At 72.0% G+C, this 26,615-nt stretch carries 22 protein-coding genes; 21 read left to right on the top strand and 1 reads right to left on the bottom strand.

All coding sequences use genetic code 11. The features are described from left to right. Positions 1-43 precede the first annotated feature (43 nt). From ABD352_RS18885 to ABD352_RS18810, 16 genes are all read left to right on the top strand, one after another. A complete protein-coding gene (locus ABD352_RS18885) occupies positions 44-1,528 on the top strand; it encodes an ABC transporter substrate-binding protein (protein ID WP_344613716.1) in 1,485 nt (494 codons plus the stop codon). Then, positions 1,525-3,366: an MGH1-like glycoside hydrolase domain-containing protein gene (locus ABD352_RS18880; RefSeq protein ID WP_344613715.1), complete on the top strand. Its 1,842-nt coding sequence runs from the start codon at positions 1,525-1,527 to the stop codon at positions 3,364-3,366. The genes ABD352_RS18885 and ABD352_RS18880 overlap by 4 nt, the downstream gene beginning before the upstream one ends. Then, on the top strand, positions 3,363-4,961 hold the full coding sequence (locus tag ABD352_RS18875; protein WP_344613714.1) for an FAD-dependent oxidoreductase: 1,599 nt from the start codon (positions 3,363-3,365) through the stop codon (positions 4,959-4,961). Before ABD352_RS18880 ends, ABD352_RS18875 begins: the two co-directional genes overlap by 4 nt. Then, positions 4,961-5,935, top strand: coding sequence for an ABC transporter ATP-binding protein (locus tag ABD352_RS18870; RefSeq protein ID WP_344613713.1), 975 nt, complete (start codon positions 4,961-4,963; stop codon positions 5,933-5,935). The genes ABD352_RS18875 and ABD352_RS18870 overlap by 1 nt, the downstream gene beginning before the upstream one ends. Next, on the top strand, positions 5,932-6,693 hold the full coding sequence (locus ABD352_RS18865) for an ATP-binding cassette domain-containing protein (protein ID WP_344613712.1): 762 nt from the start codon (positions 5,932-5,934) through the stop codon (positions 6,691-6,693). Before ABD352_RS18870 ends, ABD352_RS18865 begins: the two co-directional genes overlap by 4 nt. A gap of 130 nt (positions 6,694-6,823) precedes the next feature. After that, on the top strand, positions 6,824-7,597 hold the full coding sequence (locus ABD352_RS18860) for an RICIN domain-containing protein (RefSeq protein ID WP_344613711.1): 774 nt from the start codon (positions 6,824-6,826) through the stop codon (positions 7,595-7,597). Between the two features lie 4 nt (positions 7,598-7,601). After that, on the top strand, positions 7,602-9,188 hold the full coding sequence (locus ABD352_RS18855) for an ABC transporter substrate-binding protein (RefSeq protein WP_344613710.1): 1,587 nt from the start codon (positions 7,602-7,604) through the stop codon (positions 9,186-9,188). After that, positions 9,188-10,189 (top strand): ABC transporter permease, encoded by a 1,002-nt coding sequence (locus ABD352_RS18850; RefSeq protein ID WP_344613709.1) that lies wholly within the window; start codon positions 9,188-9,190, stop codon positions 10,187-10,189. The genes ABD352_RS18855 and ABD352_RS18850 overlap by 1 nt, the downstream gene beginning before the upstream one ends. A gap of 2 nt (positions 10,190-10,191) precedes the next feature. After that, positions 10,192-12,006, top strand: a complete 1,815-nt coding sequence (locus tag ABD352_RS18845) for a dipeptide/oligopeptide/nickel ABC transporter permease/ATP-binding protein (protein WP_344613708.1) — start codon at positions 10,192-10,194, stop codon at positions 12,004-12,006. Then, positions 12,003-12,764, top strand: coding sequence for an ABC transporter ATP-binding protein (locus ABD352_RS18840; RefSeq protein WP_344613707.1), 762 nt, complete (start codon positions 12,003-12,005; stop codon positions 12,762-12,764). The genes ABD352_RS18845 and ABD352_RS18840 overlap by 4 nt, the downstream gene beginning before the upstream one ends. Beyond that, a complete protein-coding gene (locus tag ABD352_RS18835) occupies positions 12,761-14,740 on the top strand; it encodes a S9 family peptidase (RefSeq protein WP_344613706.1) in 1,980 nt (659 codons plus the stop codon). The genes ABD352_RS18840 and ABD352_RS18835 overlap by 4 nt, the downstream gene beginning before the upstream one ends. Beyond that, positions 14,737-16,110: a serine hydrolase domain-containing protein gene (locus tag ABD352_RS18830; RefSeq protein ID WP_344613705.1), complete on the top strand. Its 1,374-nt coding sequence runs from the start codon at positions 14,737-14,739 to the stop codon at positions 16,108-16,110. Before ABD352_RS18835 ends, ABD352_RS18830 begins: the two co-directional genes overlap by 4 nt. A 1-nt stretch (position 16,111) precedes the next feature. Beyond that, entirely contained in the window at positions 16,112-17,242 is a 1,131-nt protein-coding gene (locus ABD352_RS18825; RefSeq protein ID WP_344613704.1) for a M20 family metallopeptidase, read from the top strand. 1 nt (position 17,243) lies between these two features. Continuing rightward, positions 17,244-18,125: a GNAT family N-acetyltransferase gene (locus ABD352_RS18820; RefSeq protein WP_344613703.1), complete on the top strand. Its 882-nt coding sequence runs from the start codon at positions 17,244-17,246 to the stop codon at positions 18,123-18,125. Then, positions 18,122-19,234, top strand: a complete 1,113-nt coding sequence (gene menC / locus ABD352_RS18815) for an o-succinylbenzoate synthase (RefSeq protein WP_344613702.1) — start codon at positions 18,122-18,124, stop codon at positions 19,232-19,234. Before ABD352_RS18820 ends, menC begins: the two co-directional genes overlap by 4 nt. Positions 19,235-19,257: 23 nt before the next feature. Further along, entirely contained in the window at positions 19,258-20,910 is a 1,653-nt protein-coding gene (locus tag ABD352_RS18810) for a helix-turn-helix domain-containing protein (RefSeq protein ID WP_344613701.1), read from the top strand. A gap of 12 nt (positions 20,911-20,922) precedes the next feature. On the opposite strand, the gene ABD352_RS18805 is transcribed toward ABD352_RS18810, so the two are convergent. After that, the gene (locus ABD352_RS18805) at positions 20,923-21,456 is read right to left on the bottom strand and encodes a hypothetical protein (protein WP_344613700.1); all 534 of its coding nucleotides are present in this window, start codon (positions 21,454-21,456) and stop codon (positions 20,923-20,925) included. Between the two features lie 350 nt (positions 21,457-21,806). Here ABD352_RS18805 and ABD352_RS18800 point away from each other — a divergent pair, with 350 nt between their 5' ends. The 5 genes from ABD352_RS18800 (at position 21,807) to ABD352_RS18780 (ending at position 26,602) form a co-directional block, all read left to right on the top strand. After that, positions 21,807-22,757: an ABC transporter permease gene (locus tag ABD352_RS18800; protein WP_344613699.1), complete on the top strand. Its 951-nt coding sequence runs from the start codon at positions 21,807-21,809 to the stop codon at positions 22,755-22,757. 129 nt (positions 22,758-22,886) lie between these two features. Then, on the top strand, positions 22,887-23,678 hold the full coding sequence (locus ABD352_RS18795; RefSeq protein ID WP_344613698.1) for an ABC transporter ATP-binding protein: 792 nt from the start codon (positions 22,887-22,889) through the stop codon (positions 23,676-23,678). After that, positions 23,678-24,487 (top strand): ABC transporter permease, encoded by an 810-nt coding sequence (locus ABD352_RS18790; protein ID WP_344613697.1) that lies wholly within the window; start codon positions 23,678-23,680, stop codon positions 24,485-24,487. Before ABD352_RS18795 ends, ABD352_RS18790 begins: the two co-directional genes overlap by 1 nt. 136 nt (positions 24,488-24,623) lie before the next feature. Continuing rightward, the gene (locus ABD352_RS18785) at positions 24,624-25,688 is read left to right on the top strand and encodes an ABC transporter substrate-binding protein (protein WP_344613696.1); all 1,065 of its coding nucleotides are present in this window, start codon (positions 24,624-24,626) and stop codon (positions 25,686-25,688) included. Between the two features lie 122 nt (positions 25,689-25,810). Next, positions 25,811-26,602 carry an IclR family transcriptional regulator gene (locus tag ABD352_RS18780; RefSeq protein ID WP_344613695.1) on the top strand — a complete coding sequence of 264 codons (792 nt, stop codon included), beginning with the start codon at positions 25,811-25,813 and terminating at the stop codon, positions 26,600-26,602. Positions 26,603-26,615: the final 13 nt, after the last annotated feature.

Here is a 26,615-nt window from a genome sequence, read left to right as displayed (position 1 = left end):
CCGCCAACAGGAGCCACACATGAAATCCCATCGGACAACCCTGATGAGATCGGCGCTGGCCGCCGTCCTGGCCGTCGCCGTCCTGGCCGGCTGCAGCACGACCACCGGCGGCGACAGCGCCGAACGGGACTCGATCGTGGTCAGCGGCACCTACCCGGTCGACTCCCTCGACCCGCACTCCGCCGCGGGCGGCTCGGCCGGCAAGGAGTTCACCGGCCAGTCCATCTACGGCCGGCTCACCCGCCCCGACGCCAAGGGCAAGATCGTCGCCGACCTGGCCACCAAGTGGACCCCGGACGCCACCGCCACGGCCTGGACCTTCAACCTGCGCAGCGGCCTGCTGTTCTCCGACGGCACCCCGCTGACCTCCGACGACGTGGTCGCGTCGTTCCAGCGGCTGCTCGCCAGTGACAGCCCCAACAAGAGCAACTTCACCGGCGCCAAGATCGAGGCACCGGACAAGGAGACCGTGGTCATCACGGCGGCCAAGCCCGACGCCGCCCTGCCCAGCAAGCTGGCCACCTTCTTCGTGTTGCCCAAGACCGTCGGCCCGGACTTCTTCAAGAAGCCGGTCGGCTCCGGCCCGTACGTGGTCAAGTCCTTCAGCCCGGGCGAGAGCCTCGTGCTCACCGCCAACGACAAGTACTGGGGCGGCAAGCCGAAGATTCAGACGGTCACCGTGCGCACCATCCCGGACATCTCCGCCCGGCTGACGGCGCTGCGCACCGGCGAGGTCGACCTCGTCTGGGGCGTGCCGGACGACCAGCTCAAGACCCTCACGGCCGACGCCGGCCTCAAGCACGAGTCGGTGCCGAGCCACCAGGTCTTCACGATGTGGTTCAACTCCTCCGTCCCGGCGCTGGCCACCCCGGCGGTGCGCAACGCGCTGTGGAAGGCCGTCGACTTCAAGACCATCATCGCCAACCTGTACCCGGAGACCGGCGCGCTCGCGGTGTCCCCGGTCGCGCCGACCGTGTTCGGCTACAGCCCGCAGCAGCCCAAGACGCACGATCCCGCCGCCGCGAAGGCCGAGCTGACCGCGGCCGGCTTCGACTTCGGCAAGCCGCTGCGGCTGCAGTTCGCCAACGCCGAGTTCCGCGCCTTCAACCAGGCGGTCGTGTCCGACCTGGCGAAGATCGGGGTGAAGATCGACCTGCAGGAGAAGGAGCAGGCGGTGTTCATCAAGGACCTGCTGGCCATGAGCTGGGACATCAACTTCCAGCAGCTCGGCACCGCGGGCTTCGACGCCTCGGCCAACCTCGGCCGGCTCTACCCGTGCGCGGCCAAGCGCACCGGCTACTGCAACGAAGAGCTGGACAAGCAGCTCGCCGCGGCCGGCACCAGCACCGACGAGAACGCCCGCAAGTCGGCCTACGCCGCCGCCAGCAAAATCATCTGGGACGACGCCGTGGGCATGTACCCGATGACGGTGCAGATCGCGTACGTGTGGAACAAGCGGCTGGACGGGTTCACCCGCGACGCCAGCGGCTACCCGGACTTCTCCGCGGCCACCCTGGGCGCCAAGTGACCGGCTACGACGACGTCCAGGCGCGCCTGGCCCGCGGCTGGAACACCTTCGACACCCGAAGCCTGCTCACCCAGGTGCTCCTGCCCGAAGGGCTCGCGGTCGCGCTCGGCATCAAGGAGTACTACCGCGGCAACGCCCTGCACCAGGTGCAGATCGGCCGCCGCGACGAGGACGCCGAGGAGGTGACGCTCGGCCCGCACGCCGTCGACGGCGCCTACACGGCGGTCACCGTGCGCTGGCGCGGCATCGAGCTGCACGTCGAGACCGCGCACGCCGGTGAGGACCTGGTGGTCCTGGTGACCCCGCGGGCGAACCAGGCCCAGCCGGCGACGCTGACGGTGTCGGCCGGTCCACTGTGGAACTTCCCCGGCGCGGTCCGCCGCGCCGGGGCGGTCCTCGAGGCGTCGCTGCCCGGCCGGGAAGCGCCGCTGGCCATCCACACCACGGGCGAACAGGTCGACGACCCGTACGCCGACCTGACCGGGCCGTACCTGGCGGTGCGCCTGCACGGCCCCGTCGGGGTGAGCACGGGGGTGGCCAGGGACCTCGCCCAGATCGAGGCGGTCGTCGCCGCCGGCCGGGAACGGCTGCGGCCCGCGCGGGCCGGCACCGACGCGGAGCACCGGGACCTGATCCGCGACGCGATCGCCTGGAACACCGTGTACGAACCGGCGGGCCGGCGGGTGGTGACCACCGTGAGCCGGCTGTGGAACGTCGGAAAGCGCGGCGGGTACGCGCTGTTCTGCTGGGACAACTACTTCAACGGGCTGCTCGCGGGGCTGTTCAGCAGCGACCTCGCCTACGCCAACGTGGTGGAGATGACCCGCGCGGCCACCCCGGACGGGTTCGTGCCCAACGTCGCCCAGGGCACCGGCCGGGTCACGTACGACGGCTCACAGCCGCCGGTCGGCGCGATGGTGGCCCTGCAGCTGTACCGGTGCTTCGGCGAACGCTGGTTCCTCGAGGAGGTCTATCCGGGCCTGCTCGGCTGGAACCGCTGGTGGTGGCGGGTCCGCCGGGACGGCGACCTGCTCTGCCTGGGCTCGACGGCGTTCGAGCCGCAGTGGCCGTCGCCGCAGGACATCCCGCGGATCAACCAGCACTTCGGGGCCACCTGCGAGAGCGGCTGCGACGACCATCCGGTCTTCGCCGACATCCCGTACGACCCGCAGGCCGGCCTGCTGCGCGCCCACGACATCGGCCTCAACAGCGAGTACGTCATGGACTGCGCGGCCCTGGCGGACATCGCCGCGATCCTCGGCCGCGACGCCGAACGCGACGAACTGCGAGCCCGGGGCGCCGCGGTGGCGGCCGCCGTCGAGCGGACGCTGTGGCAGGAGGACACCGACTCCTACCGCAGCCGGCGCACCGACACCGGCGAGTACACGCGGGAGATCTCGCCGATGAGCTTCTACCCGCTGCTCGCCGGGATCGGCGCCGACGGCCGCGCCGCCCGCACGGTCGGGCGGTACCTGCGCGACGAGCGGCATTTCGGCGGCCGGTGGGCGATCCCGTCCACGCCGCGCACCGACGCCGAATCCGCCTCCCGCAGCTACTACTGGAAGGGCCGGGTCTGGCCGCCGATGAACTTCCTCGTGTACCTGGGCCTGCGGCGGGCGGCCCTGACCGAGGAGGCGCGCTGGCTCGCCGAGCGCAGCGCGGACGTGGCGATGAAGGAATGGCGCGAGGCCCGGCACGTGCACGAGAACTACTCCGCCGGCAGCGGCGAGGGCTGCGACAAGGCCAACAGCGAACCGTTCCATTCCTGGGGGGCGCTGCTCAGCCTGGTCCCCCTGATCGAAAGCGGCGACGCGCCGTACTTCCAGGAGAACTCATGAACGTGGACGTCCTTGTCGTCGGCGGCGGCCTCGGTGGGGTGGCGGCCGCGCTCGCGGCCCTGCGCCGGGGTCGTACGGTGCTGATCACCGAGGAGACCGACTGGCTCGGCGGGCAGCTCACCACCCAGGCCGTGCCGCCCGACGAGCACCCGTGGATCGAGCAGTTCGGCTGCACGGCCTCGTACCGGGCCCTGCGCAACGGCATCCGCGAGCACTACCGGAACTGGTACCCGCTGAGCGAACGCGGGCGCACCGCTCAGTACCTCAACCCGGGCGAGGGCACCGTCAGCCCGCTGTGCCACGAACCGCGGGTCGCGGCGGCGGTCATCGACGCCATGCTCGCCCCGTGGACCGCCGCGGGACGGTTGCGGGTGCTGTACCGGCATCGCCCCATCGCCGCCGACGTCGCCGGGGACCGGGTGCGGGCCGTGATCGTCGAGGACCCCGACGGCAACCGCAGGGAGCTCGCGGCGCCGTACGTCATCGACGCCACCGAGCTCGGCGACCTGTTGCCGCTGACCGGCACCGAGCACGTCACCGGCTTCGAGTCGCGCGAGCGGACCGGCGAGCCGCACGCCCCGGCCGAGGCGCAGCCGGACAACATGCAGGCCTTCAGCTGGTGCTTCGCGCTGGACCACCGCGCCGGCGAGGACCACACCATCGACAAGCCCGCCGAGTACGACTTCTGGCAGTCCTTCAGCCCGGAGTTCTGGGGCGGCCCGCTGGTGTCGCTCACCGCGCCGGATCCGCGCACGCTGCAGCCGTACGCGCGCTCGTTCGTGCCGAACGCCGGCCCTGACGGCGACATCGTGGCCGACCAGAGCCGCAGCGCCGGCGACAGTGAGCTGTGGGTCTTCCGCCGGATCGTCTCGCGGCGCATGTTCACCGACGGCCTCGTCGGCAGCGACGTCACCCTGGTCAACTGGCCGATGATCGACTACTTCCTCGGGCCGCTGATCGGCGTCAGCGACGAGGAGAAGGCCAAGCACCTCGCCTCGTCCCGGCAGCTGAGCCTGAGCATGCTGTACTGGCTGCAGACGGAGGCGCCGCGACCCGACGGCGGCACCGGCTGGCCGGGCCTGCGGCTGCGCGGCGACGTGCTGGGCACCGGCGACGGCTTCGCCAAGGCCCCGTACACCCGCGAGTCCCGCCGGATCGAGGCCGAGTACACCGTCGTCGAGCAGGACCTGTCGCTCGAGGTCCGCGGCGAGCACGGCTCGGTGGTGTACCCGGACAGCGTCGGCGTCGGCGCCTACCGCATCGACCTGCACCCCTCGACCGGCCTCGAGACGTACATCGACGTCGGCGCGACCCCGTATCACGTGCCGCTCGGCGCGCTGCTGCCGGTGCGGATCGACAACCTGCTGCCGGCGGCGAAGAACATCGGCACCACCCACATCACCAACGGCTGCTACCGCATGCACCCGACCGAGTGGAACATCGGCGAGGTGGCCGGCTCGCTCGCCGCGTACTGCCTGGAGCACCGGCTGGCGCCCCGGCAGGTGCGCGCCGACCCGCGCCGGTTCCACGACTTCCGCGCCTCCCTGGTGCGCGCCGGCGTCGAGGTCGGCTGGCCCAGGATCGGCGGGTACTGATGGACACACTGCTCACCGTGTCGGACCTCGTCGTGCAGGCCGAGCGGCCCGGCCGCGAACCGCTGCGGATCCTCGACGGGGTCGGCTTCGAGGTGGCCGCCGGGCAGACGCTCGGCGTGGTGGGCGAGTCCGGCAGCGGCAAGACGATGACCGCCACGGCGGTGCTGGGGGTCCTGCCCCGCGGCCTGTCCGTGACCTCCGGTGCCATCGAGTTCGCCGGCACCGAGCTGGTCGGCCTGCCGGAGCCACGGCGCCGGGCCCTGCGCGGCAAGGACATCGCGATGGTCTTCCAGGATCCGCTGTCGGCGCTCAACCCGGTGCAGCCGATCGGCCGGCAGGTCAGCGAGGTGGCCCGCCGCCGCGAGGGCCTGTCCCGCGCGGCCGCCGGCCGGCTCGCGGTGGAACTGCTCGACCGGGTCGGCGTGCCGGACCCGGCCCAGCGGGCCAACGCGTACCCGCATCAGCTGTCGGGCGGGCTGCGCCAGCGGGCCGTGATCGCGATGGCGCTCGCCGGCCGGCCGCGCCTGATCCTGGCCGACGAGCCGACGACCGCCCTGGACGTGTCGGTGCAGGCCCGCATTCTGGGGCTGCTGGCGAAGATTCAGGCCGAGGACGGTGTGTCGGTCCTGCTGATCAGTCACGACCTGCGGGTCATGGCGCACGCGACCCAGCACGTGGCCGTGATGTACGCCGGCCGGGTCGTCGAACGCGGCGCGACCCGGGACCTGCTCGACGCACCCCGGCACCCGTACACCGCGGCGCTGGTCCGCTCGGTGCCGGCGGTGCGCACGCGCACGGCGCCGGTGGCGCCGATCCCCGGCAACCCGCCGAACCTGGCCGCCCTGCCGCCGGGCTGCCGCTTCCACCCGCGCTGCCCGCTCGCCGTGGATCGTTGCCGCACCGAGGCGCCGGCGCTGCGGGAGGTCGCGCCGGGCCGGCTCTCCGCCTGCCACTTCGCCGAGGAGGTGTCATGACCCTGCTGTCAGTCGAGGAGGTCTGGACCACGTTCAAGGCACCCGGCGGTCGCGGGCTGCGCCGCCGGGAGATCCAGGCCGTGGCCGGCGTCGACCTCACCGTCACCGCCGGCGAGACCGTCGGCCTGGTCGGCGAATCCGGCTCCGGCAAGTCCACCCTCGCCCGCACGATCGTCGGCCTCGAGCGCGCCCGCCGTGGCCGGATCACCTTCGACGGCGCCGACGTCACCCGCGGCTGGCCCCGCGGCCTGCGCCGCAACGTCCAGATGGTGTTCCAGGACCCGCGCTCCTCCCTCAACCCGCGGATGCGCATCGGCGACATCGTCGCCGAGGGCCTGCGCGCCCAGCGCGGATCGGCATCGGACGACGTTGCGAAACTGCTGGAACAGGTCGGCGTCGACCCGGCTCTCGCCGGCCGCCGCCCCGCCGAACTGTCCGGCGGCCAGTGCCAGCGCGTGGCGATCGCCCGCGCGCTGGCGTTGCGGCCGCGGCTGCTCGTCTGCGACGAGGCGGTGTCCGCGCTGGACGTGTCGGTGCAGGCCCAGATCCTCGCGCTGCTGGCCGACCTGCGCACCGAGCTGGGCCTGACGATGCTGTTCATCTCCCACGACCTCGGCGTGGTCCGCCAACTGGCCGACCGCGTCGCCGTCATGTACCGCGGCAGGATCGTCGAGCAGGGCCCCGCCGAGCAGGTCTACGAGGAACCGTCCCACGAGTACACCCGGAGCCTCCTCGCCTCGGCCCTCGAGCTCGACTAGGGAGGCCGGCCGCCGTGTACGTTTCCCGCCTTCCGCAGGGGGTGCTTCCGGGAACCACGTTTTCCGTTATCCGGCCGCCGCTCGGACCACCTACGCATGGACCGACCTTCACACCCGCTCTGGAGGATCCATGCGTTCAGAAAGACCGGCGCGGCGGCGCCGGGTCACACCCCGCGCCGCCAGCACCGCCGCCGTGGTCCTGGCCGTACCCCTCACGATGCTCGCCGTGTCGGCGTGGCCGTCGGAGGCGGCCACCACGCCCGTTGCCGGCGGCGTCTACACCCTGGCCAGCGGCGCCAGCGGCAAGTGCGTCGACGTCACCGCCGCGTCGACGAGCAGCAGCGCCCTGCTGATCCAGGAGACCTGCTCCGACATCGCGCGGATGCAGTGGTCGTTCAACTCCGTCTCCGGCGCCACCTCGGCGCCGACCTCCGGCGGGCGGACCTGGTCCAACGTGGCGGACGGGTTCAGCAGCTACGGCAACTACTCGCGGGGCGCCACGAAGATGGTGCTGGAGAACAGCTACTTCGAGAACGTCAACAACCCGTACTACTACGAGGCCGGCACCGGAGCGCAGCTCAGGCAGTCCGGCAGCATCCTGGTGAACTGCACCGGCTCGCACACCACGAACGGATCGGCGTTCAACCGGGCAGCTTCTACTCGTACATCCTCGACCCGGCCGCCGACGTGCCCAGCCTCGTCAAGAAGTACGCCGGCCCGCAAAGCAACATCAGCATGTAGCACCACACGCGCGAAACGCGCCCGCCGGCCACCCGGTCGGCGGGCGCTGTCTTCGTCGGTTCGCACCAACCTCACCCGTGCTCTTCGTCCGGCGCGACGAACTTCGGCCCCTGTGATGTTGCCTATATTTCACGCACTCGTAGGCGGCGTCCTTAGGAGCTGAGCTCATGGTGCGCATATCGAACGGCCGCGCGGCCGTCGCAACCCTCGCCGCCGTGGCGTTGGGAGTCTCTGCCGCCGGCTGTGGCGGGTCGGCGAACAACGACCGGGAGGCCAAGGGTGACGGGACGGTCACCATCGCCCTGAACGGCGATCCGGGCACGCTGAGCCCGATGCAGACGCTGGTCGGCACCGCGTTGTCGGTCAACCGCTTCGCGTACGCCTCGCTGGTGGCGATCGGGGCGGACGGGCAGCTGCAGCCGGCGGTCGCCGAGCGGTGGTCCGCGACCGCGACCTCGGCGACATTCACCATCCGCGACGGGGTCACCTGTCAGGACGGCAGCAAGCTCACGGCGGCCGACGTGGCCGCGGAGTTCAACTACGTCGGCGACCCGGCGAACAAGGTACCGCTGATCGGACTGACGGTCCCGGGCGGCGCGAAGGCCACGGCGGACGACGCCACCCGCACGGTCACGGTGACCGCACCGTCCCCGGCGCCGTTCATCGTCCAGAACACCGCGCTGCTGCCGCTGCTGTGCCAGAAGGATCTCAAGGACCCGGCGGCGCTGGCCAAGGCGTCGGCGGCGACTGGGCCGTACCAGCTGAGCGAAGCCGTGCCGGGTGACCACTACACGTACGTCAAGCGCGCCGGCTACGCCTGGGGGCCCAACGGCGCCACGAACGCCGACATGCCCGCCAAGGTCGTCTTCAAGGTCATCACCAACGAGACGACCGCGGCCAACCTGCTGCTCAACGGCCAGCTCCAGGTCGCCACGATCCTCGGCGCCGACGGCGAGCGCCTCGACGCGGCCAAGCTCAAGTACGAGGGCGCCGGCACCTTGTTCGGGCAGCTGCTCTTCAACGAGGCAGACGGCCGCGTCGCCGCGGACGAGGCGGTCCGCCGGGCGCTGGTCCAGGCCGTGGACCTCAAGCAGCTCGCGTCGGTCGCGACCAGCGGGCATCCCTCGGACCCCAAGCACATGGGTGAGCTCGACCCCGCTCCGTGCCGCGACGACGTGGTCTCGGGCAACGTGCCGCCGCACGACGCCGGGGCCGCGGCCGCGGCGCTGACCGCCGCCGGTTGGGCCAAGGACGGCAGCGGGATCTGGGCCAAGGGCGGCAAGCAGCTCACCGTCGGCTACATGTACGCGACGTCGATGGGCCCGACGGTGGCCTCGGCGAGCGAGCTGGCGGCGAAGCAGTGGACGGACTTCGGGGCGAAGGTCTCCAGCAAGGCCGTCGACCCGGCGAACCTGATGAGCGCGCTGGCGGGTGGCGACTGGGACGTGGCGTGGCAGCCGTTCAACGTCTACACCCCGGACCAGCTGGTGCCGTTCTTCTCCGGTCCGCGCCCGCCGCAGGGCAACAACCTGCCGGGCATCGCCAACCCGGACTACGAGGCCGGGGTGAAGCAGGCCATGGCGACGCCGGGCACCGACGGGTGCCAGCAGTGGACGAAGGCCGAGTCCGCGCTGGTCAAGCGGCTCGACGTCGTGCCCTTCACGATGAGCACCACCCGGTACTACGGCAAGGGCGTCACGTTCCAGGCCGACGCCGGGGGCGTCATTCCCAGCACCCTCCGGATCGGCGGCTGATGACCTTGGCCGACGCGGTGCGCGCGACCGAGGGCGCGCGCACCGCACTCCGGCATCATCCGTGGGCCGCCTTCGTACTCCGGCGCGTCGGCCGTCTGGCGGTGTCCCTGCTCGTCCTCGTCACCGCCTCCTTCGCGATGATCCACCTGATCCCGGGCGATCCGGTCCGGGCCGCGCTCGGGCCGACCGCGGACGCGGGACTGGTCGCCGCGCAGCGGCACGCCCTCGGGCTCGACGAGCCGTTGCCGGCCCAGTACCTCAGGTTCCTGGGCCACCTGTTCACCGGGCAGCTCGGTGACTCGATCAGCAACCAGATGCCGGTGTCCGAGGTGATCGCCGACCGGCTGCCGAACACGCTGCAGCTCGCGGGCCCCGCCTTCTGCCTGATCATGCTGCTGGCGATCCCCGCCGGGATGGGCGCGGCGGTGTTCACGAGGGATGGCCGCAGGCGCCGCGGCGAGCTGGCCTTCGCCGCCGCGACCGGCGTCCTGTCGGCGATCCCGGAGTTCCTGCTGGCGGTCGGCCTGGTCGCGGCGTTCGCGGTGGCGTGGCCGATCTTCCCGGTCGCGTCGCAGGACGGCCTGTCCTCGTACGTGCTGCCGGTGCTGGCGCTGGCGATCGTCCCGGCCGCGTCGCTGGCCCGGATCGTGCGGATCGAAGCGCTGCGGGTGCTCGGCGAGGACTACATGCGCACGGCGCGGGCCAAGCGGCTCCCGGCGCGGCTGCGCTACCTGCGGCACGCCCTGCCGAACCTGCTGACCGCCTCGCTGACCATCGGCGGGCTGCTGTTCACGTCGCTGATCGCCGGCACCGTCCTCGTCGAGAGCGTCTTCGCCTGGCCTGGCCTGGGCTCGACGATCGTCCAGGCGATCACCGCCCACGACTACCCGCTCGTGCAGGGCGTGGTGCTCGTCTTCGGCCTCGGCGCGCTCCTCATCACGTTCCTGGTCGACGTCGTGGTCGCGGCCGCCGATCCGCAGTCCACGATTCGGGGGAACTAGCCGTGCGGCGCCGTCTCGGACGCACCTTGCGCACGCCGATGGGCGTGGCCGCCGCGGCGGCGGTGGTGTTCCTCGTACTGGCCGCGGTGTTCGGCCCGATCCTGCTCGGCTCGAAGGCGGCGGCGGTCGACACCGATGCGATCAACCAGAACGCGGGGCACGGGCACCTGCTCGGCACGGACGCGCTCGGCCGCGACATCGCGGCACGGGTCGTGGTCGCCACCCGGCTCTCGCTGGAGCTGGCCCTCGGCGCCGCGGCGATCGGGGTGACCGGCGGCGTGCTGCTGGGTGTGGCCCCGGCCCTGGTCGGCCGCCGGCTGGGACGGCTGCTGACCGCGGCGGTCGGCATCCTGGTCGCCTTTCCGAGCCTGTTGTTCGTGCTCTTCCTCGCCACGATCTTCGGCGTCGGGGCCGGTGGCGCGATGATGGCGATCGGCCTGGCCCTGGTGCCGCCGATGGCCCGCCTGGTGCAGAACCTGACGGCCTCGGTCGCCGGTTCGGACTACGTCGCGGCGGCCCGCGTGCTCGGCGTCGGCCGGTTCCGCATGATGACCCGACACCTGTTGCCGAACATCGTCGAGCCGTGCGTCCTGTTCGCGGCCAACGCCACGGCCGGTTCGCTGGGGGCCTTCGCCGGGTTGTCGTTCCTCGGGCTCGGCGTCCAGCAGCCGGACTACGACTGGGGCCGCCTGCTCAACGAGCAGCTCAACCGGATCTACGTCAACCCGCTCGCGGCCATCGCGCCGGGCGCGGCGGTCGTCCTCACCGGGCTGATGCTCGGCCTGGTCGGGGAGGCGCTGGCGCACGCCGGTGGCCGGCGGGCCTTCGGGGCGGCACCGGTCACCGGCGGCGCGGCCCCGGCGCGGGCGCCGCAGGCCGACACCGGGGCCCTGGTGGAGGTGCGCGACCTCCACGTCGGGTTCGCGGGCGGCAGGGCCGCGGTTCGCGGCGTCTCCTTCAGCATCGCGCCGGGCGAAGCGGTCGGCCTGGTCGGTGAGTCCGGCTCGGGCAAGAGCCTCACCGGGCTCGCGCTGGCCGACCTGCTGCCGGCGAGCGCGACCGCGACATCCGAGACCCTCGTCGCGCCGAAGCCCGGCACCGGGACGGCCATGGTGTTCCAGGACCCGATGACCTCGCTCAATCCCGCGCTGCGCGTCGGCCGGCAGCTGTCGGAGGTGGCCGAGGTCCACCGTCGCGCCCCGCGGAAGCAGGCGTGGCGGCGGGCGGTCGAACGGCTCGCCGCAGTGGGTATCCCGATGGCCGAGCGGCGCGCGAAGCAGCGTCCCCACGAGTACTCCGGCGGCATGCGGCAGCGCGCGATGATCGGTATGGGTCTGATGGGCGAGCCGAAGCTGATCATCGCCGACGAGCCGACCACCGCGCTCGACGTCGTGGTCCAGCGGCAGGTGCTCGACCTTCTCGCCGAGGTGCGCCGGGACAGCGGCGCCGCGCTGCTGATGATCTCCCACGACCTCGGGGTGGTGGCGCAGGTCTGCGACCGGGTGCTGGTCATGTACGCCGGCGCCATCGTCGAGGACCTGCCGGTGGCCGACCTGTTCACCGGGGCCCGGCATCCCTACACCCGCGCGCTGATCGGCGCGATCCCGACCATGGCCACCGACCTCGGCACGGAACTGGCGACGATTCCCGGCCGTCCGCCGGAGCCGGGCGAGCGGATCGCGGGATGCTCGTTCGCGCCACGTTGTGACCGCGCCGCGGACCGCTGCCGGGCCGAGGCGCCCCAGCCGGTCGCCACCGGCGACGGGAGCAGCGTGGCCTGCTGGTTCCCGGTCGTAGTGCAGGAGGCGATCGGATGAGCTCCCTGGAGGTGCACGACCTCACCGTCCGCTACGGCCGGTTCACCGCCGTGGAACGGGTGAGCCTGCAGGTCGCGGACGGCACCGTCACGGGACTCGTGGGCGGCTCCGGCTCCGGCAAGTCCACGCTCGGCAAGGCCGTCGTCGGCCTGGCCCCGGTCTCCGGCGGACGAATCCAGGTGGACGGCGTCGACGCCGGCTCCCTCCGCCGCCGTGGCGTGCACCCCGTCCAGCTGGTGTTCCAGAATCCGTACGCCTCGCTGGACCCGCGGATGACGGTCGGCGCATCGGTCGCCGAGGCTGTTGCGCGGACGCCCGGGCCGCAGCGCAGGGACGAGGCGGCCCGATACCTCGACCTGGTCGGCATTGACCCGGCGTACGCCGCGCGCACCCCGGACGCGCTGTCGGGCGGGCAACGGCAGCGGGTCGCCCTGGCCCGGGCGCTGGCCGCCCGGCCCGGCGTCCTGATCGCCGACGAGATCACCTCGGCCCTCGACGTCTCGGTCCAGGGAGCGGTCCTCAACCTCCTGCGACGCCTGCAGCGCGAGCTGGGCTTCGCGATGCTGTTCATCTCCCACGACCTGGCCGTGGTTCGCTATCTCTGCGACCGGATCGCGGTGCTGGACGGGGGCCGGCTCGTCGAAAGCGGCCCGGCGGCCGAGGTGCTGCGCGATCCTCGGCATGAGACCACGCGCACGTTGCTCGCATGTATCCCGGCCCTGCCGGCGATGCCCGGAAGCCAGGAGGCAGCGGCATGACCCGTTCGCTTTCCCCCGAAGACCTCTACGACCTGCGGCTCCCGGCCGATCCGCAGCTGTCGCCGGACGGCGAACGGGTCGCCTACGTGCTGAGCGGTGCCGACCGGGCCGGGGACCGGACCACCGGTGAGGTGTGGGAGGTGCGGGTCACCGGAGGGGCGCCGCGGCGGCTGACGAACGGCCCGGCCGACGCCGCACCTCGCTGGTCGCCTGATGGCGGAACGCTCGTGTTCCTGCGGGACGGGCAGCTGCACGCGCTGCCGGCCGCCGGCGGGGAGCCCACGCGGCTCACCGACACCGCCGCGCGCCTCGGCGGCGCGCGATCGCCCGTGTGGAGCCCGGACGGGACGCGGATCGCCTTCGTGGGCCCGGCCGGCGGGTCCGACGACTCCGCGCCGATCGTGGTCGACCGGCTGAGACACAAGATCGACGGCGTCGGCCGCATCGGCGCGGCCTGGTTCCAGCTGTTCGTGGTCGACGTCGCGACCGGCGAGGTCATGCAGGTCACCGACGGGGACTTCCACGTGGCGTTCCCGGTCTGGTCGCCCGACAGCGCATGCCTCGCCTTCGCCGCCGCCGTCGGCGAGCGGGCCGACCTCTCCACGGCCAACGGCGTGTACGTGGTCGACGTCGCCGCCGCGCAATGGCCCGCCGAGCCCCGGCTCGTCGGATCCGCGACCGGCATCGCCATGCCCTGTGCCTGGTACGCCGACGGCTCCGCGCTGCTGACCGTGGGCCGGGGCACGGCCGACATCGGCATCCTGCGCCTGATGCGCCAGCCGTTGTCCGGCGGCCCCGCCGAGGAGCTCTGCGCGGACCTGGACCGCAACGTCATGTACGGCATGCCGGGCTACCCCGGCGGCGTGCCACAGTTCGCCGGCGACGACGTGCTGTTCGTGGGCCGCGACCGCGGTGCCTCCCGCCTGTACCGGCGCCGCGATGGCGGCGTCGAGCAGGTCACCGAGGCCGCGGCGTACGGCATCAGCGGGCTCTCCGTCGCGCCGGCGGCCGGTCGGGCGGCCGCCGTGGTCGCCGACCGGACGCGGTTCGGCGAGATAGCCGTCATCGAGTGGGCGACCGGCCGGACCGCCGTCGAGGTCACGGTCCTGACCCACCACCAGGCCCAGTCGCTGCCGGACGTCGAACTCATCGGCTTCACCGAGCGGGACTTCACCATCTCCGACGGCACGCTCATGCACGGCCTGCTCATCCGCGACCCGGACGCTCCGCGGGGCGGCCCCCTCCTGCTGGACGTGCACGGCGGCCCGCACAACGCCTGGGCCCCGCTGGCCGACTCGATCCACGTGTACCACCAGGCGCTCGCGTCCGAGGGATGGACGATCCTTGCGCTCAACGTCCGCGGCAGCGACGGCTACGGTGAGGCCTTCTACCAGGCGGTCGTCGGTGGCTGGGGCGAGCACGACGAGAAGGACTTCCTGGAGCCGGTGGCGGCGCTGGTCGCCGAGGGCCTCGTCGACGGCGACCGGATCGCCCTGACCGGCTACAGCTACGGCGGCTACATGTCCTGCTGGCTGTCGGCCCGGACCGGCATCTTCCGCGCCGTCGCCGCCGGAGGCGTGGTCACCGACCTGCTCAGCCTGTCCGGCACCTCCGACGAGGGCGAGGCCCTGGGCACCCTGGAGGTCGGTGGCGGCCGTGACCGGCTGGTCCAGCTCTCGCCGCTGACCCACGTGGATGCTGTACGCGTACCCACCCTCATCCTGCACGGCGAAGCGGACGACACGTGCCCGGTAGGCCAGGCCGAGCAATGGTTCCACGCATTGCGCTCACGCGGCGTCCGGACACAGCTCGTGCTCTACCCCGGCGGCAGCCACCTGTTCGTGCTGAACGGCCGGCCGTCGCACCGGGTGGACTACAACCAGCGTGTCGCCGACTGGGTCACCAGGCACCTCGGTGAGCACCCCGATCACCTCGCGGGCCGAACGGAAAACGGAACAGGAGCAGTGAGACCATGACCAACCTCGACACCGACTACGCGCGCAAGGTGGCGGACCGCCTCTCCGCGCTGGTCACCGCGCACAAGGTGGCCGGCGCCAGCCTGGCCGTACTGCAGCACGGCGAGGTCGTCGCCGAGGCCGCCGCCGGGTTCGCCCACATCGGCGCGGGCATCGAGGCCACGACCGAGACGGTGTTCCAGATCGGATCCATCTCCAAGGTGTGGACCGCCACCGTCGCCATGCAGCTGGTCGACGCGGGTGAGCTGGAGCTGGACGCACCGATCCGGCGGGTGATGCCGCAGCTGCGGCTGTCCACCGACGAGCTGACCGAGGGCGTGACCCTGCGGCACCTGCTGTCGCACACCTCCGGCATCGACGGCGACTTCTTCGCCGAGACCGGCCGGGGCGACGACAACCTGGAGAAGTTCGCCGCGCTGCTCGAGGGCGTGGCCGCGAACCATCCGCTCGGCGTGACCCAGTCGTACTGCAACGCCGGCTACAGCCTGCTGGGCCGCGTCCTGGAGGTCGTCACCGGCGTCCAGTGGGACCAGCTCATGCGCGAGCGCCTCTTCCAGCCGCTCGGCCTGACGCGCACCGGCACCCTGCCGGAGGAGGCGCTGCTGCACCGGGCCGCGATCGGACACGGCGGCGACCCGTTGACGCCGGTTCCGCTCTGGGGCCTGATGCGCTCCGCCGGGCCGGCCGGACTCATCCACTCCACGCCGCGCGACGTCCTGAAGTTCGTCAAGCTGCACCTGGACAAGGGCGTCACCGAGGACGGCACCCGCGTCGTCTCCGAGGCGGCCGCCGCGCAGATGCTGCAGCCGCAGGTGGCCATGCCCGACCCGTACGTGCTCGGCAAGCACTGGGGGCTGGGATGGTTCCTCGACGAGTGGGACGGCGCGGCGGTCTACGGCCACGACGGCGGCACCATCGGCCAGTCGGCCTTCCTGCGCGTCCTGCCGGAGCACGGCCTGGCCATCGTCCTGCTGACCAACGGCGGTGGGGCGGCGACGCTGTACCACCAGATCTTCGCCGAGATCGTCCAGGAACTGGCCGGGGTCACCATGCGCCCGCCCGTCGGGCCCTCGCTCGAGCAGCTGCCGTTCGACCCGGCCGAGTACGTGGGCCGCTACGAGCGTGCCGGCACGCACATGGAGGTGCAGGAGCGCGACGGCAAGCTGCTCCTCATCATGAAGAACGTCGGGCACCTGGCCGCCCTGGCCGGCGAGCAGCGCATGGAGCTGGAGATGGAGACCTTCGAGAAGGACGTCTTCGTCGTCATGCGCCCCGAGCTCGGGGTCCACTTCCCGGTCGTCTTCTACGACCTGCCCGACGGATCGCGGTACCTGCACCACGGCGTGCGGGCGAACCCGAAGGTCGCCTGACGTGCCCCACCTCCTCCAGGCGCTGCAGGCCCGGTTGCCGGGCCTGCTCGCCGATCTGGAAGAGCTCGTCCGCGCCGAGTCACCCACGGCGGACCGTGCGGCGTCGGCGCACTGCGCCGGCGCCGTGGCGGCCCTCGGCGCCCGCCTGACCGGCGCCGAACCCGAACGCCTGACCGAGGGCGGCAGCGTCCAGCTGCGCTGGCGCTTCGGTGCCGGGGACCGGGTCCTGCTGCTCGGGCACTGCGACACCGTCTGGCCGCTCGACAGCCTGGCGACCCACCCGTTTACCGTGGGCCACGGCCGGGTGACGGGCCCCGGCTGCTTCGACATGAAGGCCGGGCTGGTCCAGATGTTCCACGCGCTCGCGGTGCTGGACTCGCTCGACGGCGTGACCGTGCTCGTCACCACCGACGAGGAGATCGGGTCGCCGGACTCCCGGGACCTGATCGAGGCCGAGGCGCGGCGGGTCCGCGCGGCGCTGGTCCTGGAGGGCAGCGGCCCCGGCGGCGCGCTGAAGACGGCCCGCAAGGGCGTTTCCACGTACGACCTGCGGGTGGTGGGCCGTGCCGCGCACGCCGGGCTGGACCCGCACCTGGGCATCAACACGACGGTGGAGCTGGCCCACCAGGTGCTGGCGATCGCCGGCCTCGCGGACCCCGGCCTCGGCACCACCGTGACGCCGACCGTCATGGCCTCGGGAACCACCCGCAACACGGTTCCCGACGCCGGGGACCTCCAGGTGGACGTCCGCGTCGCCACGCTCGCCGAGCAGGACCGGGTCGACGCGGCGATGCGGACCCTGCGGCCCGTGACGCCGGGGGCCCGGCTCGAACTGGCCGGCGGCCCGAACCGGCCGCCGATGCAGGACAGCTCGTCCGCCGAACTGTTCGCCCGTGCCGCACGGCTGCATGCGGATCTGGGGCTCGGAACGCTGGCCGGCGTCGCCGTCGGCGGCGGCTCCGACGGCAACCTCACCGCCGGTGTCGGCACACCGACCCTGGACGGACTCGGCGCCGTCGGCGGGGGCGCCCACGCCGACGACGAACACGTGTCGGTCGAGCACCTTCCGCAACGCGCGGCGCTACTCGCGGAACTGGTGCGCAAGCTCCTGACGCCCGGTTCGAAGGACTGAGATGGCAGATCAACACTCCGAGGTCGCCACGGCGACCCTGCACACGGCCGGCGCCGATGACGTCGCCGACGCCGCGGCACTGGCCGAGGCCACCGCGGCCGCCGCCGGCGTCACCGTCGCCGAGCTCACCACGATCGAGGAGATGACCGAGGCCTGCGCGCTGCTGGACCGCATCTGGCGACCCGAGCCGGGCGATCCTCTGATCACGTTGAAGCTGCTCAAGGGGCTGTCGTACTTCGGCAGCTACGTGGCGGGGGTCTTCGCCGGCGGTCGCATGGCCGGGGCGTGCGTGGGCTTCCTGGCGGCCGACGGCCTGCACTCGCACATCGCGGGGGTCGACGCCGCGCTGCGGGGCCGCCACGCCGGGCACGCGGTCAAGCTGCACCAGCGGGCCTGGGCACTGTCCCGCGGCATCGGCATGATCAGCTGGACGTTCGACCCGCTGGTCAGCCGCAACGCGTACTTCAACCTGACCAAGCTGGGTGCGGTACCCACGCAGTACCTGGCGAACTTCTACGGCGCTATGCACGACGAGGTCAACGCCGGCACCGAGACCGACCGGCTGCTCGTCCACTGGGACCTCACCAGTGAGCGGGTCCGCAAGGCCCTGAGCGTTGCCGCGCCGCCGCCGGCGGACGGGGCAGTGGTCGGCCTCGGCGTGGGGGCGGACGGCGGCCCCGTCCTCGGCCGGATCGACGGCCCCCGGGTCCTGGTCGCCGCGCCGGGGGACATCGAGGCGCTGCGGCGCGTCGACGCGGCGGCCGCCGACCGGTGGCGGGCCGCCACCCGCGAGGTTCTGGGTGGGCTGATGGCCGCCGGGCGCACGGTCGCCGGCTTCACCCGCGACGGCTGGTACGTGATCGAAGGGCAGGACCGGGGATGAAGCTGACAGGTGTCGAGGTGCGGCAGATCGCGATACCGCTGGTGTCGCCGTTCCGGACGTCGTTCGGCACGCAGCACTCGCGCGAGATCGCCCTGGTGCGGGCCGCGACGGAGGACGGGGAGGGCTGGGGCGAGTGCGGGGCGATGTACGCCCCGTTGTACTCCTCGGAGTACACCAAGGCCGTCGGCGACGTGTTACGCGACTACCTGATCCCGGCGCTGGCCACGGTGGGGGATCTCGACCCGTGGCGGGTCGCCCCGGCGCTCGCGCCGGTCAAGGGACACCGCATGGCGAAGGCGGCGCTGGAGACCGCCGTGCTGGACGCCTGGCTCCGCGCGCACGGGATCTCCTTCGCGACGTGGCTCGGTGCCACGCGGGACCGGGTCGCCGCCGGCGTCTCGGTCGGGATCATGGACTCCGTCCCGCAGCTGCTGGACGCGGTCGCCGGCTACCTCGCCGAGGGCTACGCCCGGATCAAGCTCAAGATCGAACCGGGCTGGGACGTCGAGCCGGTGCGTGCCGTGCGCGAGCGCTTCGGCGACGAGGTGCTGCTGCAGGTGGACGCCAACACGGCGTACCACGTCTCCGACGCGCGCCACCTCGCCAGGCTCGATCCCTTCGACCTCCTCCTCATCGAACAGCCCCTCGACGAGGAGGACATCCGTGGCCACGCGGAGCTGGCCAAGGTCCTGCGCACGCCGATCTGCCTCGACGAGTCGATCGTCTCCGCGCGCTCGGCGGCGGACGCCATCGCGCTGGGCGCCTGCTCGGTGGTGAACATCAAGCCCTCCCGGGTCGGCGGCTACCTGGAGGCCCGGCGCGTGCACGACGTGTGCGTCGCCCACGGCGTGCCGGTGTGGTGCGGCGGGATGCTGGAGACCGGCCTGGGGCGCGCGGCGAACGTGGCCCTGGCGGCGCTGCCCGGCTTCACACTGCCGGGCGACACCTCCGCGTCGGACCGCTACTACGCGACCGACATCACCGAGCCGTTCGTGCTCACCGACGGGCACCTCGAGGTCCCGCGGGGACCTGGGCTGGGCCGCAGTCCGGTTCCGGAGCTGCTGGACGGCGTCACGGTGGCGAAGGAGTGGATTCCTTTCCCGCGGTAGCCGGGACCGCCTACCGTACGGTCATGACCTCGCCGCGGGCCGTCCTGGGTCGCATCCTCACCGACCTCGGCTCGACACTGGTCGAGGTGGTGGCGGGGCGCGCGGACCCGGCCCGTCCGGTCACCGGGGTGCTCATCCATGACCCCGGGGACGAGTCGGCGCGGCTGCCGGGCGCGGTGGTGCTCGGGGTGGGCGTCTACGGGGCCGAGAACGTCGCCGCCCTGGTCGGCCAGGCGCGGGCCGTCGGCGCGGCGGCGCTGGTGGTCCGCTCGCCGGTCGCCGTGGAGGGCCCGGTCGCCGAGGCGGCGGCTCGCCACGACCTGCCCGTCCTCGGACTGACCCCGGGCGCGTCCTGGGCCCAGGTCGCGGCCCTTCTGCGTGCCCTGCTCGCCACCGACGAGGTCGGCACGGTCGGCCGCCCCGGCGAGCCCGGCGGCGACGACCCGCTGTCCGGGGACCTGTTCGCGATGGCGAACGCCGCCGCCGGCCTCGTCGGCGGCCCGGTCACGGTCGAGGACCGGGGTGGCCGCGTCCTGGCCTTCTCCAGCCGCCAGGAGGAGGGCGACGAGGCCCGCATCGCCACCATCCTCGACCGCCAGGTCCCCGCGGAGAAGCTGCGCGCGCTCGAGCAGCGCGGGGACTTCCACAACCTCTACCGCAGCGACGGCCCGATCTACATCGACGACATCGCCGGCAAGCCCCGCGCGGCCATCGCGGTCCGCGCCGGCGGCGAGATCCTCGGCTCGATCTGGGTCGTGGTCGACGGCCCCCTGTCCGAGGTCCAGGACCGGGCGCTGCGCGAGTCGGCCAAGGTCGCCGCCCTGCACCTGCTGCGCCAGCGAAGCAGCGCGGACGCCGAGCGCCGGCTGCGGGCGGACCTGCTGGCGACGGTGCTGGAGGGCGGCGCGGGAGCGTCCCAGGCGGCCGCGCGGCTCGGGCTGACGGGACAACCCGCCTGCGTGCTGGCCGTGATGGCCGTGGACGCGGGCCCGCCCGTCAGCCACGTCGCACCGGCCGCCACGCCCGCCGACGGCCCCGACCCGGTCTCCCTGCCCGACCGCGTGGCCGCGGGAGACCTCCTGGCCGGGGCCCTGGCCCTGCATCTGAGCGCGATCCACCCGCGGGCCGCCGTCGCCGGCCTCGGCGGCGTCACCTACGCCGTCCTGCCGACCACGTCCGCCGAGCGGGCCCAGCGCATCGCCGAGGAGTTCCTCGGCCGCATCGGAAGCCGGGTGCCGGCCCTGATCGGCATCGGCCGGGTGGCCGCGGGGCCGACGGACCTGCGCCAGTCACGCGCCGACGGCGACCGGGTCCTCCGCGTCCTGGCCGGCGGGCGCTCGCGGCTGCACGTCGCGCGGCTGTCCGAGGTCTACGCCGCGTCCCTTCTGGAAGACCTCTCCGATCGCATCGCCGCCGAGAAGGACATTCCCGACGGTCCGGTCGTGCGCCTCCGCGCTCACGACGCCCGCCACCAGACCGCGTTCACCGAGTCCCTCGCGGCGTGGCTGGACAGCTTCGGCGACGTCATCGCGGCCGCCGCGGCGGTCCACGTCCACCCCAACACCTTCCGCTACCGCCTCAAGCGCATCGCCGAGGTGTCCGGCATCGACCTGTCCGACCCCAACGACCGCTTCGAGGCGATGCTGCAACTTCGGCTGGGCTTGGGAGAGCGCTGAACGCGGGCCCGATCAACGGCTGGCAATGAGATACACGGTAGGGCGCGAGGTGCTCCGGTCGACCGAGGCGCGCAGCCAAGGGTGGTCATAGTCGGAAGACTCGCGAAAATAGCAGGCGTTGCCTCCGTTGATCTCCCACCCGTAGTGCTCGGGTCCGTTGTCCATACCTCCGCACTCGTCTGTGCCGTGCGCCATCCCGTTGTCCCGCAGGAACCCGTCAAGACAGCCGGACGACGTGGAGAAGCGCAGGTACACCGTGCCCATGCTGCTGAAGTCCTCCTCGTCGGCGAACCGCAGACCCGTGACATCGCATGGCAGCGTCAACCGGTAGTGCGGCAGGATGTCCTTTTCCAGATCGCCGCCGCCGATCGTGACGCGCAGCGGGCCCTCCGAGTTGGGGTATTCGCGGGAGTCCCGGAACAGGGCCCAGACGAAATCCGGTTGTCCGGTGCACCAACTGGCGCAGCAAAGTACCAGGACGGCGACGAGCGCAACCAATACCTTGGCAGGCTTCGGCGACCACCTGCCCCGCTCAGGTGAGGTCATCGCCGCATCGTAGACCGTCTCTGCGCCGGGCCCCGCCGCGAACAAGGTCAACTCCGGCCGCTGGGGTGGTGGCGGACGAGCGGCCACCGGGTTAGGTACCCGCGGCCGAGGCCCGCCTGGCCGAACGGCTGAGCCGAAACACGCCGGCAACAGGCGGAAATCCCCAGGTCATGGGCGTTCTGGCCCGGCGCGGAAGCCCGCGTTATCCGGCTCCTCGGATGCATTGACGTGGCCTGAGTCACCGCTCTATCGTGAACCACCAGTTCACTGAGTGATCCGATCCAACGGTTCACTGAGTGATCCCCACCGCCGTACGACGGCTCCCGAGAGCTTTCGGAGAGTGCCTGCACATGACCGCGACAAAGATCGTTCCGTCGCCGACATCGGCCGAGACGGGTCGCGCCAAGCGCACGGAACGGGTGACGCAGGGCCGGTCCCTACGCGGACCTGAACTGAAGAAACATGCCATCAACACCGTTGGCGCGATCGCTGTCGTCGCGGTGCTGGCCGGCCTCTGGGAGGGATACAAGGCGCTGGGCCAGGCGGTCGACGATGTGGTGCCGGGAACGAAGATCCGCTTTCCGGTGGCCACCGACGATCTGTCGATGCCTCACCTCTCGACGATCCTGCACTCGCTGATCGAGCCCGCCCGGCGGGGCGACTCGATGTCGCTGGCCGCGTACCTGATCGGCGAGACCACCGTGACGCTGCGCGAGGCCTTCTACGGGCTCGTCGCCGGGTCCGTGCTCGGCCTGCTGCTGGCGGTCGTGTTCCTGAACGTGGTCCCGCTCAGCAAGGGCCTGATGCCCTGGCTGGTGGCGTCGCAGACGGTGCCGCTGGTGGCGATCGCGCCGATGATCGTGATCTGGGGCGGCAAGGCCGGTGCCCCGCCGTGGATCGCCGTGACCGGCATCGCCGCCTACCTCGCGTTCTTCCCGGTCACGATCAACACGCTGCGCGGGTTGAAGTCGCCGCAGAAGGTACACCTGGAGCTCATGCACAGCGTCGGTGCCAAGCGCCGGCAGGTGCTGTGGTGGCTGCGGATCCCGGCGGCCCTGCCGTTCATGTTCGCCGGCCTCCGGCTGGCCGCCACGGCGAGCGTCGTGGGCGCCATCGTCGGTGAGCTGTCCGCCGGCACCGGCCGCGGCATCGGGCGGTCGATCCTCACCTTCGCCTACTACTACTCGAACGGCCCGGAGAAGCTCTACGCGGCCGTCCTCGTCTCCGCGGTCGCCGGCATCGTCTTCGTGCAGCTGCTGGGCCTGATCGAGCGATTCGCGCTCCGGCACCGCCATGCGTGAGCAGTCCGAAAAGAGCCAGAAGCCCATGGCTCGGACCGCGTCACCGGCGGACCGTCGCTCCCGCCAGGAATCCCGGCGTCCGCGGTGGCAAGACCGCACCGAACCTTCGACATGTGCCTGGAGTAACTGATGACTGAGCCCGCCATCATCTCCGTCCGCGGAGTCAACAAAGAGTTCAACAGCGGCGGCAAGCGCTCGGTGACCGCGCTTCAGAACATCGACCTGTCGATCGAGCGCGGCGAGTTCGTGTCGCTGCTCGGCCCGAGCGGCTGCGGCAAGAGCACCCTGCTGCGCGTGCTGGCCGACCTCACCGAGCCGACCAGCGGCACGGTGACGCTCAACGGTAAGACGCCCCGCGCCGCCCGGACGGACCGCGACTACGGGATGGTCTTCCAGCAGGCCGGCCTGTTCGACTGGCGCAGCGTCCAGCGCAACGTGGAGCTGCCGCTGCAGGTCGCCGGGGCCGACAAGCCGACCCGCCGGGCGAAGGCGCAGGAGATGCTGGAGCTCGTCCGGCTCTCCGAGTTTGCCAAGCACTTCCCGTGGCAGCTCTCCGGCGGCATGCAGCAGCGGGTGGCGATCGCCCGCGCGCTCTCCGCCGACCCGGCGATCCTGTTCATGGACGAGCCGCTGGGCGCGCTGGACGAGATGAACCGGGAGCGGCTGCAGGGCGAGCTGCTGCGGATCTGGGCCGACACCCGGACCACGGTCGTGTTCGTCACGCACAGCATCTCCGAGGCCGTCTTCCTGTCCTCGCGGATCGTCGTCATGTCGGCCCGCCCGGGCCGGATCGCCGCGAGCATCGACGTGGACCTGCCGTACCCGAGGACCGCGGCCACCCGTACCACCGAAGCGTTCTTCGCCAAGGTGACCGAGGCCCGCACGGCTCTGCACAGCGAGCTCGTCGAGCAGGGCGCCTGATGGCCGCGACCCAGGCCGTCCAGCCGTCCCGGCTGCGGGCCCAGCTCGGCCGCGTCCTCCCGGTCGTCGTCACCGCCGTGGTGATCCTCGGCGTGTGGCAGCTCGCCGTCATCGTGTTCGACGTCCCGTCGTTCATCCTCCCGACGCCGACCGCGATCCTGTCCGCGTTCGCCGGCCAGTTCACCACGATCATGTCGGCCTCCCGGATCACCATCGAGGCGGTCCTGCTCGGCCTGCTCATGGGCGTGGCCTGGGGCGTCGTGGTGGCGCTGGTGCTGAGCCGGTTCCCGAGCATGTCCGGGCCCGTGCTCACGGTGGCCGTCATCATCAACTGCGCCCCGATCGTGGCCCTGGCCCCGATCTTCAACAACTGGTTCGGCGTCACCAGCCTGGTCTCCAAGGCCGGCGTCGCCGCCGTGATGGTGTTCTTCCCCGTCCTGGTCAACACGACCCGGGGCCTGCTCCAGGTCTCACCCCTGCACCTGGAGCTCATGCAGTCGCTGGCGGCCAAGCCCAGACACGTGGCGCTGATGCTGCGGCTGCCCAACGCGCTGCCCTTCCTGTTCAACGCGCTGAAGCTCGGCTCCACCCTCGCCGTCATCGGCGTGATCGTGACCGAGTACTTCGGCGGGCCGAGCAACGCGCTCGGCGTCTACATCGCCTCGCAGGCGTCGCTGCCCCGGTTCGACTACGCCTGGGCCGGAATCCTCGTGGCGAGCGTGCTCGGCCTGGCCATGTTCGGTGTCGTGTCGCTGCTGGAGCGCCTCCTCATGCCCTGGCACTCCTCGCTGCACGACGAGAACCCGTAGGCGTCGCACCCCCGAAAGCCCCCAAACTCTTCTCTGCTTTGGAGTCAGCATGTTCCTTCGTAGACGGCCGGGCCGGTTAGCAGCCGGTCTGAGCGCCCTCGCGGCCACCGCTCTGCTCGCGTCCGGCTGTGGCGGCATGTCCGACACGGGGACGCAGGCCGCGTCCGACGCCGGCAAGGACTGCAAGTCGAAGACCAAGGTCCGGGTCGTGCTCCAGTGGGTCGCCCAGGCCCAGTTCGCCGGCTACTACGCGGCGAAGGACAAGGGCTTCTACGACGCGGCGTGCCTGGACGTGACCATCCAGGAGGGCGGCGTCAACATCGTCCCCCAGCAGGTCCTCTCGTCCGGCAACGCCGAGTTCGCGGTCAGCCACGTCACCAAGACGATGGCGACCCGCGAGCAGGGCGCCGACCTCGTCAACATCGGCCAGGTCTTCCAGCGCGGCGCGTACCTGCAGGTCGCCTGGGCCGACTCCGGCATCAAGACCCTCGCCGACCTCAAGGGCAAGAAGACCGGCAGCTGGGGCTACGGCAACGAGCTGGTGCAGTACGCGGCGATGCGCGGCGCGGGCGTCGAGCCGACCAAGGACACCCAGATCATCCAGCAGCCGTTCGACATGTCGCTGCTGCTCAAGCGCGAGGTCGACAGCGCGCAGGCGAAGACGTACAACGAGTACGCCCAGCTGCTGGAGACCAAGAATCCGAAGACCGGCAAGCTGTACCAGCCGTCGGACTTCACCGCCATCAGCCTGCAGGACGCCGGCTACACCAGCCTCGAGGACGGCATCTACAGCCGCGGCGACTGGCTCAAGGACCAGGCCAACCAGGACACCGCGGTGAAGTTCCTCAAGGCGTCGTTCCAGGGCTGGGCCGCCTGCCGCGATGACCTCAAGGGCTGCGTCGACATCGTGCTGAACCACGGCAGCGCGCTGGGCACCGGTCACCAGACCTGGATGCTCACCGAGGTCAACAAGCTGATCTGGCCGTCGCCGAACGGCATCGGGGCGATGGACCAGAAGTCCTGGGACTCCACCATCGACATCGCGATCAAGGGTGGCGTGCTCAAGAACAAGCCGGACAGCAGCGCGTTCCGCACCGACCTGTCCGACAAGGCCCGCGAGGAGCTCAAGGCGTCGGGTGTGGACGTCATGGGCAGCTCCTACAAGCCCGAGACGCCGACGATCACCGAGGGCGGCAAGTAGCCGCGCGGGATGCCGGACGGGGGTGCGGCCTCGTCCGGCATCCCGGTGGCCCGCCGCGCCTGCCAGGATGGCATCGAAAGAAATGCCGCTGACGATGGCATGCGGACAACGGGAGGAACTCGATGGCATCTGGTGAAGCCGGCCTGGTCCGGCGGACCATCTGGCTGCTGCGCGCGGTGGCCGCCCACCCCGAGGGCGTCGGCCTCAGCGAGGTCGCGCGCGAGGCGGGCATCCCGAAGGCGACCTGCTACCGGGTGCTGACCGTGCTCGAGCGGGAGAGCTGGCTGACCCTCGACCCGGTGACGCGGCGGTACCGCGTGTCCCTCGGCCTGCTGTCCATCGTGGGCGGCCTGCTCGATGGCGGCGGCGCCTACGGCCACATGCGCGACGTCCTGCGCGGCCTGGCGGGGGAGACCCGGGAGACGGCGGGCTTCGACGTCCTGCTCGCCCCCAAGGTGATGGTCGTGGCCCAGGTGCCGGGACCCTCCCTCATCGGCCAGACCCTCAAGCCCGTGCCGCGGACCCAGCCCGTGTGGGCCACGTCCACCGGCAAGGTGCTGCTGGCCGCGCTCGACCCGGCCGAGGTCCGCGCCGACTTCGCCGAGGAGTTCGCCACGTACGCCCCGCGGGAGGTCGGCGACCTGGACGCGTTCATGGGCTCGCTGGAGGCGGTCCGCGCCCGCGGGTTCGCGTTCGCCTACGACGAACTCGAGGTCGGCGCCGCCTCCGTGGCCGCGCCGGTGCGAATCCGGGGCACCACGCCGTACGCGGTCTGGATCGGCGGCCCCACCTACCGGCTCACCCGCGACCGCATCGACGACGTGGCGGAGTCGGTCATGAAGGCCGCGCGGCAACTCAGCGAGCTGCTCAGCAATACCGACATCGAGCTGCCCAGTGGGCTAGGCCGGCTGTAACGCCGGCGATGGA

It is taken from the genome of Dactylosporangium salmoneum (assembly GCF_039532525.1).
In the GTDB taxonomy this organism is placed as follows: Bacteria; Actinomycetota; Actinomycetes; order Mycobacteriales; family Micromonosporaceae; genus Dactylosporangium; species Dactylosporangium salmoneum.
This window is presented reverse-complemented; position numbering and strand designations above follow the sequence as displayed.